This is a genomic window from Paenibacillus sp. ATY16, assembly GCF_003399985.2.
In the GTDB taxonomy this organism is placed as follows: domain Bacteria; phylum Bacillota; class Bacilli; order Paenibacillales; family Paenibacillaceae; genus Pristimantibacillus; species Pristimantibacillus glycanilyticus.
Genome location: NZ_NMOK02000032.1, coordinates 24,352 through 41,965, shown reverse-complemented (window position 1 = coordinate 41,965; position 17,614 = coordinate 24,352). Strand labels below are relative to the sequence as shown.

Here is a 17,614-nt window from a genome sequence, read left to right as displayed (position 1 = left end):
CCTTCTCCTCTGTTAAAGTTTAGTTTAGCACATTGATTGAAAACGCTTTCTTATGTGCCGCTGTTATCGTACAACGAAAGCAATTTCCATGGATACCCTTGGTTTTATATGTAAATTCAGTTCAAAATTAGTGGTTATAGCAAACAGAAAAGACGCCCCCAGATTGGAGCGTCTTCTATTTTATAATTATGTCCCAGCGGTTCCCGCGCTGCTCGCCGCCTTCTGCATGGCATGCATGCCGATGATGACGGCAATAAGCTCGTAGGAATCCAGGAATTCGCATTGATTATCCAGCACGAAAGCACCGGAGGATAACCATCCGTTAACTTGTTTGAATTGGGCGACAACGTTATCGGATTCATCGATTACATCGTATTCTCTCGAAAAGGCCGGCGAAATAATCTCGTAATCACCGCGGCCTATCGTTTCATACGCATATTTCTTTGAGAAAAACGACAGCCTGCTTCTCAGCACTCCCGCTTCCTCGCCATCGGCTCCGCTGACCTCCCACTTACCCGAGAAGAAGGGGAACCTCCCGTTATAAAGCAATTCTCCGTTAGCTCCATAGATATCGATGGCAGAGCTAAAAGCGCTTTTCATGTCGAGTTGTCCGACCTGCTGCTCCTGTTCATTAAAAATCTCCGTCACACCGGCATTCCAAAAATTCTCACGAAAATATAATTGCAATTCAGTCGCCCCTTTCGCGTGCCGTGACTATTCCTTTTTATGTTATGTATAACGCCGGTACAAGTCAAAATGTTTCAATTTTCCCGCAAATCCGACGCCTTTTGGGTGAATACTAGCAAGAAGAAGGCTGCCGTCCCCGGCTGCTTCCTTACAAAATGGGAACATACACATCCGCATTGCGAACATGCTGTTCCTCCCCGAAACGGAATACTTCAAGCGCTAGAGATCTCGTATTGTTTTTAACGTTCATCGCTTCCAGGGCCGCCTTGATTAATGCATACGGATCCTTTTCGTTTGACCTTACCTTCGCATAGCTCTGGCCTGGAACGGAAAAGCCGAGCATTCCTTCCGGAACCTCGTCGATTCGGGATACTTCCATGCAGTATATATAAGTGAACAGAAAATCATTGGCAAAATGAGGGCAAACATAACTGTCTTCATTTATCACGTTCGGAATCTCTTTAATTCTGGACAGGAAAAGATCATTAACCTCCTGGATGCTTTTGGGATTTACGCGCCTGAATGCATTCGTAACCGCCACTCCTACAAAATGCTTCTCTTCCAATGTAACAATCTCGACCTGCTCCAATTGCTTATTGGTCACGCGAATCACTTCTCCTCATTTAAATTTGGATAAAGCGGCGCCAAAGCGGTATCGATCTTGTCGGCAACTAGCGTATAAAATTCGGGAACATTCGGGCTCTTGGAACTCGGAATTTCTTCAAAGGCCCGAATAAATAAGCCTGAAGCTCCGGCCGCCGACAAAATATCGCCAACCGTCCAGCTGCAGGCGAGCACTTTGCCAAGACCTTCTCTCTCTTCCTCCGGCAGTAGCTTGGCGAAGGCAACCTCGCCTTCCTTAATCCCTTTTTCGAAGTAATTGCCGCTTGGCTCAGTAAGATTTCTCGAGGTTACCCAGGCCCTTGCAAAAGGATGAAAATCCGTCAGCAGAAATCTTCCGTTCGCTCTCAGCCTCCGGCGGACAACATCAAAGATCGCATGAAGATCGGAGAAGTAATGCAGGACGCCAAACTCCATCAGAACGATATCGAATTGTCCCAGCTCTTCCTCATCCGGAATAGACAGGGCATCCGAACAGATATAATTCAGCTTAACTTTGGCCGCAGCCGCAACATCCAGCGCATACCTCTGATTTTCCGCCGATAAATCCACGACTGTAACTTCTGCTCCCTGCATGGCAAGCGCAATCGCTTTTCTGCCATGCGAACCCAGCAGATTAAGCACTCGCTTCCCCGACGGATCTCCTATGTACTTCAGCCAATAACGCAGATTATGGCTGCCCGTCTGCCTTAACGTCTCGGCTAATTCAGCGGGAGTACCGTATTGCCGAACCCAAGCTTCATAAGCCTTCGTCTCCCACGCCATTTTGTTTGCCTTCACTAACCGTTCCTGCAAACCAACCTCTCCTCTCATGATAGACGGCTTCGAGAAACTTCCAAAGCTAAACTTCCAAAGATAACCAGATCTATTATATACGAGAAGGTACTTGGCAAAAAGAAAAAAATCCGCCTTGAGCGGATTTCTGTCTAATAATCCCTATATGCTAGAATTTACGTTTGCTTATTTCCTGCGCCGCTCTCTCCTGCGTAAAGACATCCTCGGGCGGCACCATCCGCTTAGGAAGCGTCCTTCCGGCCATAATCTCCTTGGCCGTCTGCATCAGCTGAGGCCCAAGCAGCGGATTGCACTCCACCACTGCGTTCAGCTTGCCTGCCGCAAGCTGCTGCAGCGCCTTTCGGGAGCCGTCGACCGAAATGACAATCATATCGACTCCGGGTCTAAGGCCTGCTTCCTCAATCGATTCAATGGCGCCAAGAGCCATATCGTCATTATGAGCGAATAATACTTGCGGACGCTCGTCTTCCGGCACCTCCAGGAAGGTGCGCATCACCTCTCTGCCCTTCTCTTCCGTAAAGTCGGCGGGAGCGCTTTGCGTAATGACCATATCTTTTCTTGCCTTCATAATGCTGCGGAATCCTTCTCCCCGCTGAATGGAAGGCGTAGAGCCTTTGGTTCCCTGCAGCTCCGCGATCCGGATCGGGCCAGGCTGGCTGCGCATGAGATCAAGAAGATATTTTCCCGCCCTTACTCCTTCTTCATAAAGGTTAGAGCCAATCGTTGTGACAAATAGGGACGAATCCTTAACGTCAACCGAGCGATCCAAGATGACAACCGGAATCCCGGCCTGCTTGATCTCCAGAAGGATATCCTCCCAGCCGGATTCCACGACTGGCGCAATGGCGATAACATCGACCTTCATTTCAATAAAAGAGCGGATGGCTTCGAATTGCTTGGACTGGGACTGCTCGGCATTTCTCATAATTAACCGGATACCCGACTCGGCAGCCGCATCCTGGACTGAGGCCGTATTGGCGAGGCGCCATGCGCTTTCGCTTCCCAATTGGGAGAAGCCGAGAGTTATCGTTTTCCCGGGATTGACGTTCGAGGCTGAGCTCTTCAGCCATTCGCTTATGGCTGGCGGTGCTTCACTGTCTAAGGCCGGCGAGGGGGCAGGTGCTTCCACCCGGGAAGTGCAGCTTTGAAGCAGTAAGATTAGGACCAAACCAAATAACAAATAGAATAGCTTCTTCATGCCTGCCCCACCCCCTTGAAAGGAATAACTTATGTCTTTAACGTGACCCTCCGGTCACTGAGCAGTCTCTGGAAGAGGATAAACACAAACAATAACAAACCGATCACAATCTTTGTCCACCAGGAGCTAAGCGTTCCTTCGAAGCTTATTATAGTTTGGATAACCCCTTGTATCAATACGCCGATCAAGGTTCCCGCGACGTAACCGACACCGCCGGTAAGCAGCGTTCCGCCTATAACAACGGCCGCAATCGTATCGAGCTCAAGTCCCATGGCATGCAATCCGTATCCGGATAGCATATAGAAGGTGAACACGACTCCCGCGAGCGCCGAGCAGAAGCCGCTGAACGCATAGACCAATATTTTCGTTCTGGCCACCGGCAGCCCCATTAGGAGCGCGGACTGCTCGCTTCCCCCAATCGCATACACATTGCGGCCAAATCTCGTATAATGCGCCAGATAAATAGCGGCAAGAACAACAACCAACGCGATGATGACATTAATTGATATATTGCCGCCCGGCAGCGAAACCTTGGTTTGGGCTACCCTGGTGAAAAAGCCGTTTGTTACCGTAATCGTATCAATACTGATAATGTAACAGATCCCTCTGGCTAGGAACATTCCGGCAAGCGTAACGATAAACGGCTGGATTTTGAAATAATGAATAATAGCCCCAAGCAAAGTCCCGAATAGAGCCCCAAAGATAAGAACCATCGGAATAACTAGAGCCGGTGACCAGCCATGCCGCTCTACCAAAGTGGCGCAAATCATCGTGGTGAGGGCAATAACGGAGCCGACCGACAGGTCGATGCCGCCGGAAATAATGACGAAGGTCATCCCTACGGCCGTAATAATTAAAAACGAATTATCAATGAGCAGATTATACAGCACTTGTGCGGAGAAAAATCCGGTGTAGCGGAATGATCCCGCGGCGAACATGACCGCTAGCAAGCCAAAGGTCACAAGAATCGGAACGTATTTGCGGTTAAGCATGGCGGGTAACCTCCTGTTCTGCAGGGTAATTCCTCTTTTTCCAGCGGGTAATCAACGTCTGGCGGAACGCCTCAGATTGAATGAGGCATACGGCTAGCACGACAAAGGCTTTGACGACAAGCGTAATCTCGGGCGGAACGCCAATCATATAGATCGTGGTGGTCAAAGTCTGAATGATCAATGCGCCAACTACCGTTCCCATTAAATAAAACCGTCCGCCATTCAGGGAGGTTCCGCCGATTACAACAGCCAGAATGGCATCCAGCTCATACCATAGACCAGCGTTGTTTCCGTCCGCGCTGGATACGTTTGAGCTTAGAATAAGTCCTGCTATTCCCGCGCATAAGCCGCAGAACACATAGACAGTCAGAATAACGGTTCTGGCGCGAAGGCCGGCAAGCCGGCTAGCCTCCGGATTACTGCCGACGGATTCAATAAACAATCCGATGGCTGTTTTTCGTGTCAGCAGCGAGGCAAACAACAGAACGGCCGCAACGATAAAAATAGAAAACGGCAAGGAAGCAAGCGAACCCGCGCCGATATATTCGTAGTTCGAATTGGATACGGTTATAATTTGCCCGCTGGTAATTAACTGCGCAATACCGCGCCCGGCAACCATTAAGATAAGAGTCGCAATAATAGGCTGAATACGCGTGACCGTAACAAGCGCGCCATTCCACAAGCCAAGCACGATAGACAGCGCGATGGAGGCCAACACCGCCCCAATTACAAGCAGCATGGAGCTTTGATCCGTGCCTTTGCTTATCGTCAGACAAACCATTGCACCGGAAATCGCAACGATGGAACCAACGGAGAGGTCGATTCCGCCCGTTGCAATGACAATGGTCATTCCGATGGAAACCAGGATAAGAGGAGCTCCAAAATTAAGAATATCAATCAAGCTGCCGTATAAGTTGCCGCCCCGGACCGCTAGAGAGAAGAAATCCGGTGAATAGATGAGATTAAACAATAGCAATGCCCCAAGCACAACCAACGGCCAGAACAAATGATGCCGGTACATTTTGCCACCCATAGCCTTATCCCCCTGCCATCGCTTGCATAATTTGCTGCTGGTTCACTTCGCCGCTGCCAAGCTCCTTGACTATGGAACGGTCCCGCAGTACAGCCACGCGGTCGCTGACGCGAATGACTTCTTCCAGCTCCGAAGAAATAAAGAGAACCGACATTCCCTGCTTCGCAAGCGAAAGAACCAGCTTCTGAATCTCCGCCTTGGCTCCGATATCGATCCCTCTCGTTGGTTCATCCAGAATCAAAAGGTCGGGTTCCGTCAGCAGCCAGCGGGCAAGCAGTACCTTCTGCTGATTGCCGCCGCTCAGGTTCTTAATCAGATGTTCGGGGTTCGGAGGATTAATGTTAAGCATCCGGATATACCGGTCTGCGATTTCATCCTGTTTCTTGCGGGAGATCGGCCGGAGCCAGCCTCTTGCAGCCTGCAGCGCAAGAATAATATTTTCACGGACAGTCAGGTCGTCTATAATACCCTCGGTCTTCCGGTTCTCCGAGCAATAAGCAATGCCAAGATCAATAGCGCTTCTTGGCGATTTCACCGGACTGCCGGATTCCCCGGCAAGCAGCTTTCCTTGATCCGGCCGGTCTACGCCAAAGAGCAGTCTTGCCATCTCCGTCCGGCCGGAGCCCAGCAGGCCTGCTAATCCAACTACCTCTCCCTTACGGATCTCAAGATCAAACGGGTTAATCGCTCCTTTTCGGCCAAGCGAGGTTGCGGTAATCATCGTGTTCCCCACTGTATCCCCGGCCTCTTCAGACAGCTTCGGCAGCTCTTCCAGCAGCTTAAGATCCTTGCCAATCATCTTCAGAACAAGTTCAATGCGCGACAGTCCGGCTGCCAGGTACTCGCCTTCCAGCTCTCCATTGCGGAGAACGGTAATCCGGTCGGACATTTCATAGACCTGGTCGAGGAAATGGGTAACGAACAAAATAGCCAGCCCGTCATTTTTCAACTTGCGCATGATGTTGAACAGCTGCTGTACCTCATTTTGATCCAGACTGGAGGTAGGTTCGTCGAGAATAAGCACTTTAGCGGAAATGCTTAAAGCCCTGGCAATCGCAATAAGCTGCTGGATAGCGACGGAATAAGCATGGAGCGGCAGCGTAACGTCAATGCTCAGATTCAATCGTTCCTTCAGAAGCTGCGCGGCTTCCTTGTTCATCTTGTTCCACAGAATTCTGCCGAATTTTCTTGGCTCCCTGCCTATATAAATGTTTTCCGCCACTGTCAGGTTCGGACATAAATTCACTTCCTGATAGACTGTGCTGATCCCGGCTCTCTGAGCCTCTAACGGACCGCCTATCGAGACCGCCTGATTCTCGATCGTAACCGTACCTTCATCGATCGAGTAGACACCGGTTAACACCTTAATGAGGGTCGATTTGCCTGCGCCGTTCTCTCCCATCAGCGCGTGAACCTCGCCGGGGAACAGCCTGAAATCCACATTGGACAAGGCCTTTACGCCGGGAAACCGCTTGGTAATTCCGGTCATTTGAAGAATAGGTGCTTGCTGTACTTGCATGCTGCTCTCTCCTTTCCAAGAGAAAAAGCCGCCCAGCGGCAATCTGGTGCTCCAGGCGGCTTTTCATTCTATTTTTTAGTACTGGCGGCTCGGCAAAGCTTCCTTCGCCTGCTCGGATGTAAAGGTGGTTTCGTTCGTTACGATACGCGCATCAATCTCTTTGCCGTCTACGACCGCTTGAGCGGCTTCCATCAGCTGAGGACCGAGCAAAGGATTGCATTCCACGATAAAGTTGATCTTGCCGTCTGCCGCGGCTTGCATCCCGTCCTTAACCGCGTCTACCGAAATAATGATAATGTCTTTGCCCGGCACAAGGCCTGCGGCTTCAATCGCTTGAATAGCCCCTAAAGCCATATCGTCGTTATGCGCGTAGAGAACATCAATGTCTTTATGCGCCTTCAGGAAAGCCTGCATAACTTCCTTCCCTTTGGCACGGGTAAAATCGCCGGTCTGGGAAGCGATAATTTTGAGCTTGGGATTCGAAGCGATCGTGTCCTGGAAGCCTGCCTTGCGGTCGTTTGCCGGAGCGGAGCCTGTTGTTCCCTGCAGTTCGACGATATTGACATCTTCCTTCGTATCTTTGTATTGGTCGACCAGCCATTGACCGGCTTTCTTGCCTTCTTCAATAAAGTCCGAACCGATAAAGGTCTTGTACAGCGACGTGTCTGCCGAATCAACCGCACGGTCTGTCAGAATGACCGGGATACCGGCATCCTTTGCTTCCTTCAGCACCGTATCCCAACCCGATTCCACTACCGGGGAGAAGGCGATAACATCAACCTTTTGCTGAATGAAGGAACGGATCGCTTTAATCTGGTTTTCCTGCTTCTGCTGGGCGTCCGAGAACTTCAGATCGAACCCGGCTTCTTTCGCGGATTCCTGGATCGATTTCGTATTGGCCGTACGCCATCCGCTTTCCGCCCCTACCTGCGAGAAGCCAAGCGTAATTTTCTTATCACCCGCTCCCGAGCCGCTGGCCGTTTCTTGGGCCGCAGCCGTCTCGGCCGGCTTATTTGTTGCGTTTGCCGTACTGTTCGAGTTGTTCCCGTTGCTGCCCCCGTTGCCTCCGCAAGCGGTTACAATAGATACCATGACAGCAATCGTTACCGCAAGTCCCCATCTTTTCTTTAACTTCATCAAGTTAATCCTCCCTTTTCGTTCACCATGCCTGGCGTGATTCAAGTATAGAACCGTTGCGTGCAACGAAAATATGGAGTCCGTTTGGAGAATCGTTGAATCCTTTTGGCAACTTCCCGGAAATCGAGAGCGTAAAGTGTAATTTTTTTCGCAAAAGGTGCACTATACCGCGAATCTCTTAAAAGCTTAAAGTTTCATGCTATAATGAAAAAATCAAATTTCATCCTCAATTGGAGAGAGCAGCCAATGAAGCTCATCAAATGGATTACGTCGAGCCTTAGGGCCAAATTGCTGAGCATGTTTATTATTCTTACCGCGGTTCCATTACTGGTGGTTGGTCTCATCTCCTATCAGAAATCGTACAACACGGTCTCCGACCACAGTAAAGCCTCAACCCAGCTTGTCGCGGATCAATTAGCCCGCAATATGGATATTTTGTTCGGGGATACCGAGAGGATTCTCGAGATGGGGAAAGATCCGCAGGTGCTGCAATTTCTCTATTCGCAATCCGAGACGTATCAGGAAGCCAAATCGATCCTGCAGACGTTCAAGTTCTACCGCGAAACCTATAAGTATGACAAAGTGCTGAACATATCGATGGTTAATTTTTACGGGAAAGGCATCAGCGAACGAAAAGGCGTCTTCCAGCTTGACCGAAATCCTCTTCGCAATCCGTATTTTCAATATTTGACGCAATATCCCGATGCGGTCCTGCGAATTCCGGAATCATCCTCGTCTGATTCCAATCGGCTAGACGGGTTCACCTACCCCGGGCAGAATGCCTTGTCCATTATTGCGGCAATCAAGCAACGGATTACCCATGAGGTGATTGGTTTTATCGTCATCGACCTCAATGAAGCGATGATTGACGATTTTCTCAAAAATACCGTCATCGGCAAAACCGGCTTCTTCTATATTAATGACCGGTACGGAATAACCGTGTTCCAGCCTCAGTCCCCTGCCGCCTCACCCGCTATTCTGGAACAGATCGATCAGGAACCGATGACCGCGGCAAGCGACAGCTTTGTTCTCTCCACTAAAGCAAAGCCTCAATTCATCGTGTACAGCACCTCTCAAATAACCGGTTGGAAAATTGTCGGCGTCGTGCCGTTTCAAGAAATTATCGCCGAAGCGAACGGCATCCGTCAGCTCATTATTATCAGCGTTGCGCTTAGCGCGGTCTTTGCTTTAACGCTGTATTTCTTCCTGACGAACCGCCTGACCCACCCGATACAAATTCTGATGAACAAAATGCGCAAAGCCTCCGGCGGGTACCTCGATGCGAAGGTCACGCCCAGCGGGACTGATGAAATTGCCGATTTGGGCAACAGCTTTAACCGGATGATTGAAGAGATCAAGAGCCTGATGGAGAAAAACCGGCGGGAGCAGGAACAGAAGCAGATGGCGGAGCTGCGGACCCTTCAAGCCCAGATTAACCCCCATTTTCTGTACAATACCTTGGACTCGATTATATGGATGGCGGAAGCGGAGAAAAAGGAAAGCGTTATCAAGCTTGTCAAGGCTTTAGCCCGGTTTTTCCGGTTAAGCTTGAACAAAGGCCGGGACTGGATCTCCGTCAAGACCGAGCTGGAGCATGCCCATACATACCTGGTCATCCAGCAGATGAGATATCATGACATTTTGCAGTACGAGATTAAGGTGGATCCCGAGCTGCAGGTCTACCCTATTTTGAAGATGAGTCTTCAGCCTTTGATCGAGAACGCCATTTATCACGGCATCAAAAACAAGCGCGGCCAGGGATTGATCATCATCAGCGGACATGTGGAGGATCGGGATCTGGTTCTTACGGTCGAGGACAACGGGATTGGGATAACCCCGGAGCGGCTCGCCGAGCTGCGGGAGGAACTCGAGCTGCCTGTCGATTCTCTTGCCGTTAAGCAGGATGATCAGGAAGGCGGCTTTGGCCTGCAAAACGTGCATCAACGAATCCGGCTGTATTTCGGCCAGCGGTATGGGGTTGAGATTGAAAGCGTATACCGGGAAGGCAGCAAGATTTCCGTTCGTATTCCAAAAAAATAAGGATGGTCATAACGATGAAAAAAGTGATGATCGTTGACGATGAAATATTGATCCGCGAAAATATCCGGAGCTGCGTCGACTGGACGAAGGAAGGCTTTATCTACTGCGGCGACGCACCGGACGGAGAAATAGCTTTACCGCTTATCGAGGAACACCAGCCCGACATTCTGATTACCGACATCAAGATGCCGTTTATGGACGGTCTTGAATTAACGGCCATTGTCCGGAAACAGCTGCCTCATATCAAAGTCATTATTATGAGCGGCCACGATGAATTCCGTTATGCCCAAAATGCGATTCGCCTTGGTGTCGAGGACTACTGTCTGAAACCGGTTAGCGCCGCCGAGCTGATTGAGCTTCTCCGGAAGGTCAGCGCCAAGATAGATGAAGAGCAGAAACGGCTCAAAGGCCAAGCCATTACGAAAGAAAGGCTGCTCGCTGACCTCTGCGGCGGATTAATAAGCACTTCGGAGGCGATTGAATCCGCTAAGGAGTTGAATCTCTCCCTATCCTCCCGCTTCTATGCCGCCGCTGTTCTGGATGTCAGGCCGGCTGATTCTGCCGACCAGCAGCTCTTGACCAGCGTCAGGATCGAACTAGATCGGCGGCTTGAACAACCGATCGAATGCTTATCGTATTACCGGAGCAAGACAGAGCTCGTCTATATCTTCAAGAGCAATTCCGCGGAAAGCCTGAAGGGCTTTATCCAGACATTCAACTCCGATATCCGGTTACAGCTCGAGCAGCTGTTCGACTGCGAAATTTACGCCGGAATGGGCAGTCTTCAAGAGCGTATACACGGCATTCATATTTCTTGCCTGGAGGCGGAAGAAGACAAATATATTAGCCGGCTTACCCGGCTTAACCAGGCGTCGCTTCACGATATTCATGAGCCAATGAATATCGTCATTAACCGCAGTCAGTTCCTCGAGTTTGCGAAGATTGGCGTACCCGCAGAGCGGGATTCTTTTGTGAGGGAGTTTGCGGCACCGTTAAAAGCTCTTCCTTTTAAAAGCAGCTACAGCTTCTATCTGTTCAACGACCTCACGCTGGAGGCGCTGCGCTGCGCGAAGCAAACCTTCCGTACCGGTGCGGATCCGGGCTGCAGCGCCCCCCGGCTTCAGCAGGAAATTAAAAAGATAGCTTCTTGGGAGGACTGCTGCTCTTATTTGAATGGCTTGCTGCAAGAGCTCTGGCAGTGGCGGTCGGAATCCTCGGACAAATACGGCGACGTTATCAAGCAAGCGAAGGATTACATTCAATCCCACTACAATAATGAACAATTATCGCTCAAGATGATGGCTGCCCATGTGAGGATCAGCCCTAGCCATCTAAGCAAAGTATTCAGCCAGGAAACCGGTCAGACCCTTACCGAATATTTGACGCAGATCCGAATCGGCAAAGCGATGGAGCTTCTTAAGACGACCCGCAGCAAGTCTTTCGAGATAGCATTTGAGGTGGGCTATAATGATCCTCATTATTTCTCCAACTTGTTCAAGAAAATGACGGGCATGACACCCAAGGAATACCGCAATCAAGGAGAAAAGGATGAGACGGCATGATACGGCTGACGAGTTTGTTTATGATTTTCACCTTGCTGCTTGCCGGTTGTTCCAACAATGGGACAGGAGAGCAGTCGTTATCTTCTGCCCAAGGCTCCCCATCGCCAAACGGCAGCTTTGCCAAGGATAAAACCTTCGGCATTATTTATCCGATGACTTATCCTACTTATGAGCTTATTACGCTTGACGCTAACGAAACCGCAGCGAACAACAACGTGGCTTTAATCGTTAATGCGCCGGATGAAGCGAACACCGAGCAGCAAATCAGAATTATGGAATCGATGATCAAGCAAGGAATTGACGGAATAGCCATATCCCCCGTCGATTCCGAGGCGCTTGCCCCCGTCATAAATAAAGCAGAGGCAACCGGAATTCCCGTCGTTACCTTCGAATCGGATGCGCCGGGCAGCAATCGCACCGCTTTTATCGGGGCAGACAACTTTATGACCGGGCGTCAAAGCGCCATGACGGTCAGCCGCCTTCTTGGCCATAAAGGCATGATCATTGTGGAGAACGGCATGGAGGAAATGCTGGGAATGCAGCAGCGGCTGGAGGGCTTTCTCGATTATCTGGCTCAGGAATCGTCCATAGACGTGCTGGAGGTTCATCATAATAAAGGCAGCGAGGAGCAAGCGATGAGCGATATCGAGACGATGATTGACGCTCATCCCCACTTTGATGCCATGGTGGGTCTCGACTATATCTCCGCTTCCGCATCTACTTTGATCTGGAAGGCAAAAGGGTTGAACCGGCTGGCCATATCGATGGGTATTACCTCCACAAACAAAGATGCCTTGATTAATGGCCAGCTAGCTGCCGTCATCTCGCAGAACGAGACGATCTGGGGTCGGACGATTGTGGAAACCCTGCTCCGCGCAAGCAAAGGAGAGAAGGTAGATTCCATGCTGAATACGGGGATCACCGAGCTTAGCGCAGACCAATTGAAGTAACGCTCAAATGAAGAGGACGAACTCCATTGGAGTTCGCCCTTTTTTTAAACGGTATCGAGTCTGTACAAAGCGGCGCCATGCGGCGCAATAACCGAAGATAACGAGGAGCTTAGGGTGCCCACTACCTCTCCTGTCCACAAGTTCTTGATGCTTGCTTCTCCGTCCATACCCAAATCGCCGAAGGATACGGATACTTCCGTCTCTTCTTCGCCGGTATTAAACAAAGCAACATAACGTTCCCCGTTGCTTCCTTCCGCGGACCATACCACTCTATCGCCAATCCGCGATACTTGTCTTGCGCCAAAGCTGGTACGGTGCATATGCAGCACGTCCCAGTTCGTCAACAAAGACAACGTCCATGCTTCATTATCACGCATTTCGCCGCCCATCATAAGCGGGGAACGGAAAATCGTCCACAAGGTCATCATCGTCAGCTGCTCGTCGCGCGTGAAGTTGGTCATACGGTCCGGGTGCGAACAGCGAACGCCGATGCGGCCAAGCGGAAGCATATCGCAATCCGGCCAATTGCCCGGCTTCGGACGCCCTTCCCAGGTTTTGCAGCGGTCGAACATGTCGAGCAGCAGCGGCCAGCGGTCCCAGAAGTCATCCGTCATCCGCCACAGGTTTGCGTTCTGTTCCAGGAAATCCGCATGCTTCACGGGCGCGGGACCAGGCGACAAGCTAAGCACGATTGGACGTCCAACATGGTCAATGGCTTTGCGAATCAGTTCAATCTCTCCGAGATGCGCTCCGCCATGCAGCCAGGAGTCGGCGATATCATCCACTTTGATGTAATCAACGCCCCACTCGGCGTACATTTCAAACAGCGAGTTGTAGTACTCCTGCGCGCCTTCCTTCTTAGCGTCCACGCCGTACATATCCGTATTCCAGCCGCAGAAGGAGCAGGTATGCGCGATATCGCGGGCAGTTACCGAAGTGCCTTTGATTGGCGTGTTATCATGAACAGCCTGACGCGGAATGCCGCGCATAATATGAATGCCGAACTTTAATCCAAGGCTATGCACATAATCGGCAAGCGGCTTGAAGCCTTGACCGCCTTCAGCGGACGGGAAGCGGTTCACTGCCGGGATAAGCCTAGAATAATCATCCATTTCAAGCCGGACGAAAGGACGGTAAAGATCCGATACGGCCCCCGGTTCGTACCACTGAATATCGACAACGACATATTCCCAGCCAAAAGCTTTCAGATGCTCCGCCATATAATCGGCGTTACCGCGTACTTCGTCTTCCCTTACGGTTGCGCCGTAACAATCCCAGCTGTTCCACCCGAGCGGCGGTGTTGGGGCAAATTCACGATGCTGCATAATGACCCTCCTGTATTTCGAGAATGATAGGAATGAATTGCTGCTATATCCCTATATTAATTCCTTTTAGATCAGGTCATCTACAGTAATCTAGCGTCAATCATAGTAAAATATTGCGCCCTTCGACTATTGCTATTAGTCAAAATATACCCGGTTATAGACAAGCTGGCCTTCCCCTTGACGGAAATGACCCGGCGTCTCCCCCGTAATTTTGCGGAACCATTTAATAAAATAACTGCCGCCGGAATAGCCCACCTGCTCCGCGATCCGCTCCACGCTCCAGTCGGACTCCTTCAGCAGCCGGATTGCCTCTTTAATCCTCATCTGATTCAAATAATCGTTAGGGGACATGCCTACCGTTCTGGTGAACAGGCGAAGCAGATGATATTTCGACAAGCTGAGCTGGTCGGCCAGTTGTTCCAGACTGATCATGTTTTCGTAGTGCGCATCGATATAAGCGACTGCCTCTTTCACCTTAAGCGGCCACTCCCTTGTATCCTCCTGCGGAGCAAGCGCAAACCGGCATAGCTCGGAGATAAACTGGTACACATAGGAGGATGCCGTATACGGCTCCTTGATCCGGCCGGCATGAGCTTCTTCGTACATGCTCTGCAGAAGCCTTATCGGACGGCTAACTGCAGGCAAGACTGGCGTTTCACCAAGCTGCTTCTTTACCTCTTCCCAATTCGGGAGAATGAGGGATGGCCGGATCAATACGAATATAAAGGACCAATGTGATCCTTCCGGCGGAAAATAATAGCGGTGATCCCCGGGAATCTCCGTCATAAAGGCTTGTCCTGCCTGGATACGGAAGGACTCCGTACCCTTCTCGTAAATGCCTTCTCCGTCAAACGTATATTGAAACAACAACAAGGGCCCGTCGTTCCGGGTCAAACCGTCCCAACGGTAATGCTGGTCCCGAATGACATCTTGTCCTATCGCAAACAGATTGCATAAAGCCAGATGATCCGGCATTGTAAAACGGAACCCAAACGTTCCCGTGCTTGTTAATTGACCTGCGTTCATCTTTATTCCCCGCTTTATTCGGCTAGCCCGTTCAACTCGCGGGCTGCCGCAAGTGCCTGCGTCCGGGAGGATACGCCAAGCTTGGCGTAGATCCTGGACAGGTATACTTTTACCGTTCCTTCCTTTAAAGCCAGCTTGGCCGCGATTTGTTTGTTAGGAGCGCCTTGTCCGAGCAACTGCAGGATAAAGGTTTCCTGCTCCGTTAAAGGTTCGACCAGTACCGGTTGCGGTTGAGAAGGATTGTCCTGCTGCGGGAAGCATTCCAACAGCCGCTGCACGTAAGCAAGCGATACGCTCGGCGATTCATCTTGTACGGCCTCTCGCTGCCGATGCTCCGCATACATCTGAAGCAGCTTTTTCATTTGAATCCCCTCGTCAACAAAGCTGCGAATATAACCATTCGACTCACCGATAAGAAGCGCTTCATGAAGAAGCTGCATTGCCGCGCCGCGATTGCCGCGCTGATATTCCGCCAGCGACTGCACAACGCTGATCTCCGTCCGAACAAGGAAGCAAGGGTCCTGTTCTATCGAGGACTTGATAAATTCCAATTGCCTCAAAGCCTCGGTTGTTTTCCCTTGCGCGGTCAGTATCCTGGCGTAGACGGTATACTCGGTCCAACGGTTGGATGCCGGTTGAATGCGGTCTGACAGGCGCAGTCTGGATATCTCCGCTTTGGCTTCCGCTAGATTGTCTTCCTTGACGTAGAGATGGGCACGGCTTGCGCGAAGCGGATACAGCCAGTGATACTCGCCTTTTTGGTCCGCTATTTGGACGGCTTCGTCAATCGCTTCATGCGCCTTCAGATACTGTCCGTTAGCGGCGTAAAGGCGTGACAGCGTAATCCGGTTAGGAATAAACAAGCCTGCCGTCTGCCTAGCCCTGTCGGATTGCTCGATTTTGCGAATGAGCTGCAGACTGTCGCTTTGCCTGTTCCATTCATAATAGCCTTCGCTTAGGGCTTGAACCACATACAAATTAATGAGCGATTGCCCCCACCCGTGCTGCTCCAGTACGGATACGAACCGCTGACCGATCCGTTCGGTATCGGCCGACAAAATGCCCTTCAAGCCGAAAGCCGTCCGCCTGACGAGCGGCTCAACCATATTGTAATTAAAGTTGTAGAAGATGGGATCCTCCGGCAGCACCCCTTGAAGCCGGTACCCGACAAACGAATCCCATTGCTCGTAACGCCCCGTATAGAAGAGCAGGTTCGATTGAAGGAAAAGCATGCCTCCCTGCAGAGGTTCAAGCTCAGCCGCGGTATCGGGCTGTTCGTACATGGTTTCCAGCTTCTCGACGGTCTCCGCGGAAAAATGCATCTGCCCCATCAGCAGATGCGCGAATGCCTGATACATTAATAAACTCGCCGGGATCGGGATATGTTCGGAGACCGCCTGTATGCGTTCAAGCAGCGAGGCTAGCTCGCCTTGTTTCAGCGCATCCGGAATATATTGTTCCAACCTCTCCGCTGCTTCCTTGTAGCTTTCTCCGGCTATCGCATGGTCGATGGCCTTATCGAGCATCCCTTGGGCAGCAAAGGCCAGACTAGCCGCATGATGATACTTCAACCATTGCTCACGGCTTCGGGAGCGGAGACGGTTCTTCAAAAATTCGGCAAAGAGCGAATGGTACCGGAACCATCCGTTATGATTATCAAGCGGAATAACAAACAAATTGAGAATACGAAGCTGTTCCAGCATTTCGCGGCTGTCCGAACGGTTAAACGCCTGATTGCATACCTCCGCGTCCATGCGCTCGAATACGCTGGTCTGAAGCAGAAAGTCCGTCACGCCCGGAGGCAGCTTGTCGAGCACCTCCTGGAACAAATAAGAGGAAACCTTTTCATTGCTTCCGTCAAAGCCGGCGATAATCCGGTCCATATCCTGCTGAGCCTGAAGCGAGATGGAAGCCAGTTGAAGCCCCGCAACCCATCCTTCCGTTTTTTCAAACAGCTTGCGGGTATGCCTTTGCTCCAAATAAATCCCTGCCGATCTGCAGAACTCTTGCGTCTCCTCTTGGGTAAAATGAAGCTGCTGCATGCCGATATCCGTCCGTTCTCCCCTCGCAAGCCATTTGGCCGCGTCAAAGGAGATTTCTCCCCGGCTTGCGATAATAATCCGGTGATGGGAAGGCAAGTATTCTATGTAATAAGACAAGCTGTTATGGATCTCCGCCCGCTCGATATGATGATAATCATCCAGCACGAGAGCTATTGGATCTTGAGTTGCGGCAAGTTCGTTCAGAAGCGTATCAATGATCGCATTTACCGTTGACCCCGACACAAGCGCTCCAACAGCGGAAAGCGAATCCGCTAAAGAAGATGGGCCCGTTTCGATATAAGCATTTAATACATAACGCCAAAATCTCGCTATATCATTATCTCTTTCATCCAGAGACACCCATGAGGTTTGAATGCGGGCGGATTGTGCCCACTGCGCTATTAATGTGGACTTTCCGGAGCCCGCCGGAGCGCATACCGTCACCATTCGCCCCTGCATCCCTTGCTCCAGCGAATCAAGCAGCCGCTCCCGGATAATAAGATTTTTCTTAACAACAGGAAGTCGTATTTTTGTTTTTAATAGGATAGGTTCGGAAAATAACATACGCTCTCCTTCTAAGTCAGAAATATTATCTTTATTATACTGAAATTTCGACATTTTTTGCTCAAAAATAGTTTGAGAGGCTGGACGGATTAAACAGAAAAAACCATTGCCTGTTTCGGCAAT

14 protein-coding genes are annotated in these 17,614 nt (G+C 50.6%); 3 read left to right on the top strand and 11 right to left on the bottom strand.

The window, feature by feature from the left end; translation table 11 throughout:
• Positions 1–186: 186 nt before the first annotated feature.
• The 8 genes from CFI03_RS18175 to CFI03_RS18140 form a co-directional block, all read right to left on the bottom strand.
• Positions 187–687: an LURP-one-related family protein gene (locus CFI03_RS18175; protein ID WP_248758340.1), complete on the bottom strand. Its 501-nt coding sequence runs from the start codon at positions 685–687 to the stop codon at positions 187–189.
• A gap of 148 nt (positions 688–835) precedes the next feature.
• Positions 836–1,291 carry a GyrI-like domain-containing protein gene (locus CFI03_RS18170; RefSeq protein WP_248758338.1) on the bottom strand — a complete coding sequence of 152 codons (456 nt, stop codon included), beginning with the start codon at positions 1,289–1,291 and terminating at the stop codon, positions 836–838.
• Positions 1,292–1,296: 5 nt separating this feature from the next.
• Positions 1,297–2,103 (bottom strand): class I SAM-dependent methyltransferase, encoded by an 807-nt coding sequence (locus CFI03_RS18165; RefSeq protein ID WP_164775464.1) that lies wholly within the window; start codon positions 2,101–2,103, stop codon positions 1,297–1,299.
• 148 nt (positions 2,104–2,251) lie between these two features.
• Complete coding sequence (locus CFI03_RS18160; RefSeq protein WP_248758336.1) at positions 2,252–3,301, bottom strand: ABC transporter substrate-binding protein; 1,050 nt, start codon at positions 3,299–3,301, stop codon at positions 2,252–2,254.
• A 29-nt stretch (positions 3,302–3,330) separates the two neighbouring features.
• A complete protein-coding gene (gene yjfF / locus CFI03_RS18155) occupies positions 3,331–4,293 on the bottom strand; it encodes a galactofuranose ABC transporter, permease protein YjfF (RefSeq protein ID WP_248758334.1) in 963 nt (320 codons plus the stop codon).
• On the bottom strand, positions 4,286–5,326 hold the full coding sequence (locus CFI03_RS18150; RefSeq protein ID WP_248758332.1) for an ABC transporter permease: 1,041 nt from the start codon (positions 5,324–5,326) through the stop codon (positions 4,286–4,288). Before CFI03_RS18150 ends, yjfF begins: the two co-directional genes overlap by 8 nt.
• A 4-nt stretch (positions 5,327–5,330) precedes the next feature.
• Positions 5,331–6,845, bottom strand: a complete 1,515-nt coding sequence (locus CFI03_RS18145) for a sugar ABC transporter ATP-binding protein (RefSeq protein WP_248758329.1) — start codon at positions 6,843–6,845, stop codon at positions 5,331–5,333.
• Positions 6,846–6,920: 75 nt separating this feature from the next.
• A complete protein-coding gene (locus CFI03_RS18140; protein WP_248758327.1) occupies positions 6,921–7,982 on the bottom strand; it encodes an ABC transporter substrate-binding protein in 1,062 nt (353 codons plus the stop codon).
• A gap of 246 nt (positions 7,983–8,228) precedes the next feature.
• Between CFI03_RS18140 and CFI03_RS18135 the strand changes: the two genes are divergently transcribed.
• Genes CFI03_RS18135 through CFI03_RS18125 form a run of 3 tightly spaced genes read left to right on the top strand, consistent with a single transcriptional unit; the run spans position 8,229 to position 12,534 of the window.
• Entirely contained in the window at positions 8,229–10,022 is a 1,794-nt protein-coding gene (locus CFI03_RS18135) for a sensor histidine kinase (protein WP_248758326.1), read from the top strand.
• 14 nt (positions 10,023–10,036) lie between these two features.
• Entirely contained in the window at positions 10,037–11,584 is a 1,548-nt protein-coding gene (locus CFI03_RS18130; protein WP_248758324.1) for a response regulator transcription factor, read from the top strand.
• Entirely contained in the window at positions 11,581–12,534 is a 954-nt protein-coding gene (locus tag CFI03_RS18125) for a sugar ABC transporter substrate-binding protein (protein ID WP_248758322.1), read from the top strand. Before CFI03_RS18130 ends, CFI03_RS18125 begins: the two co-directional genes overlap by 4 nt.
• A gap of 44 nt (positions 12,535–12,578) precedes the next feature.
• Here CFI03_RS18125 and CFI03_RS18120 read toward each other — a convergent pair whose 3' ends face one another.
• The 3 genes from CFI03_RS18120 to CFI03_RS18110 form a co-directional block, all read right to left on the bottom strand.
• Positions 12,579–13,859 (bottom strand): glycoside hydrolase family 27 protein, encoded by a 1,281-nt coding sequence (locus CFI03_RS18120; protein ID WP_248758320.1) that lies wholly within the window; start codon positions 13,857–13,859, stop codon positions 12,579–12,581.
• 135 nt (positions 13,860–13,994) lie between these two features.
• A complete protein-coding gene (locus CFI03_RS18115) occupies positions 13,995–14,885 on the bottom strand; it encodes a helix-turn-helix transcriptional regulator (RefSeq protein WP_248758318.1) in 891 nt (296 codons plus the stop codon).
• 14 nt (positions 14,886–14,899) lie between these two features.
• Positions 14,900–17,491 (bottom strand): winged helix-turn-helix domain-containing protein, encoded by a 2,592-nt coding sequence (locus tag CFI03_RS18110; RefSeq protein ID WP_248758314.1) that lies wholly within the window; start codon positions 17,489–17,491, stop codon positions 14,900–14,902.
• Between the last annotated feature and the right edge of the window lie 123 nt (positions 17,492–17,614).

What these genes read in the sequence shown, in the direction of transcription:
- CFI03_RS18130 (WP_248758324.1), top strand. Translation starts at nt 10,037, where the DNA reads ATGAAAAAAGTGATGATCGTTGACGATGAAATATTGATCCGCGAAAAT.
- CFI03_RS18140 (WP_248758327.1), bottom strand. Translation starts at nt 7,982, where the DNA reads ATGAAGTTAAAGAAAAGATGGGGACTTGCGGTAACGATTGCTGTCATG.
- CFI03_RS18120 (WP_248758320.1), bottom strand. Translation starts at nt 13,859, where the DNA reads ATGCAGCATCGTGAATTTGCCCCAACACCGCCGCTCGGGTGGAACAGC.
- CFI03_RS18145 (WP_248758329.1), bottom strand. Translation starts at nt 6,845, where the DNA reads ATGCAAGTACAGCAAGCACCTATTCTTCAAATGACCGGAATTACCAAG.
- CFI03_RS18160 (WP_248758336.1), bottom strand. Translation starts at nt 3,301, where the DNA reads ATGAAGAAGCTATTCTATTTGTTATTTGGTTTGGTCCTAATCTTACTG.
- yjfF (WP_248758334.1), bottom strand. Translation starts at nt 4,293, where the DNA reads ATGCTTAACCGCAAATACGTTCCGATTCTTGTGACCTTTGGCTTGCTA.
- CFI03_RS18125 (WP_248758322.1), top strand. Translation starts at nt 11,581, where the DNA reads ATGATACGGCTGACGAGTTTGTTTATGATTTTCACCTTGCTGCTTGCC.
- CFI03_RS18135 (WP_248758326.1), top strand. Translation starts at nt 8,229, where the DNA reads ATGAAGCTCATCAAATGGATTACGTCGAGCCTTAGGGCCAAATTGCTG.
- CFI03_RS18150 (WP_248758332.1), bottom strand. Translation starts at nt 5,326, where the DNA reads ATGGGTGGCAAAATGTACCGGCATCATTTGTTCTGGCCGTTGGTTGTG.
- CFI03_RS18110 (WP_248758314.1), bottom strand. Translation starts at nt 17,491, where the DNA reads ATGTTATTTTCCGAACCTATCCTATTAAAAACAAAAATACGACTTCCT.
- CFI03_RS18115 (WP_248758318.1), bottom strand. Translation starts at nt 14,885, where the DNA reads ATGAACGCAGGTCAATTAACAAGCACGGGAACGTTTGGGTTCCGTTTT.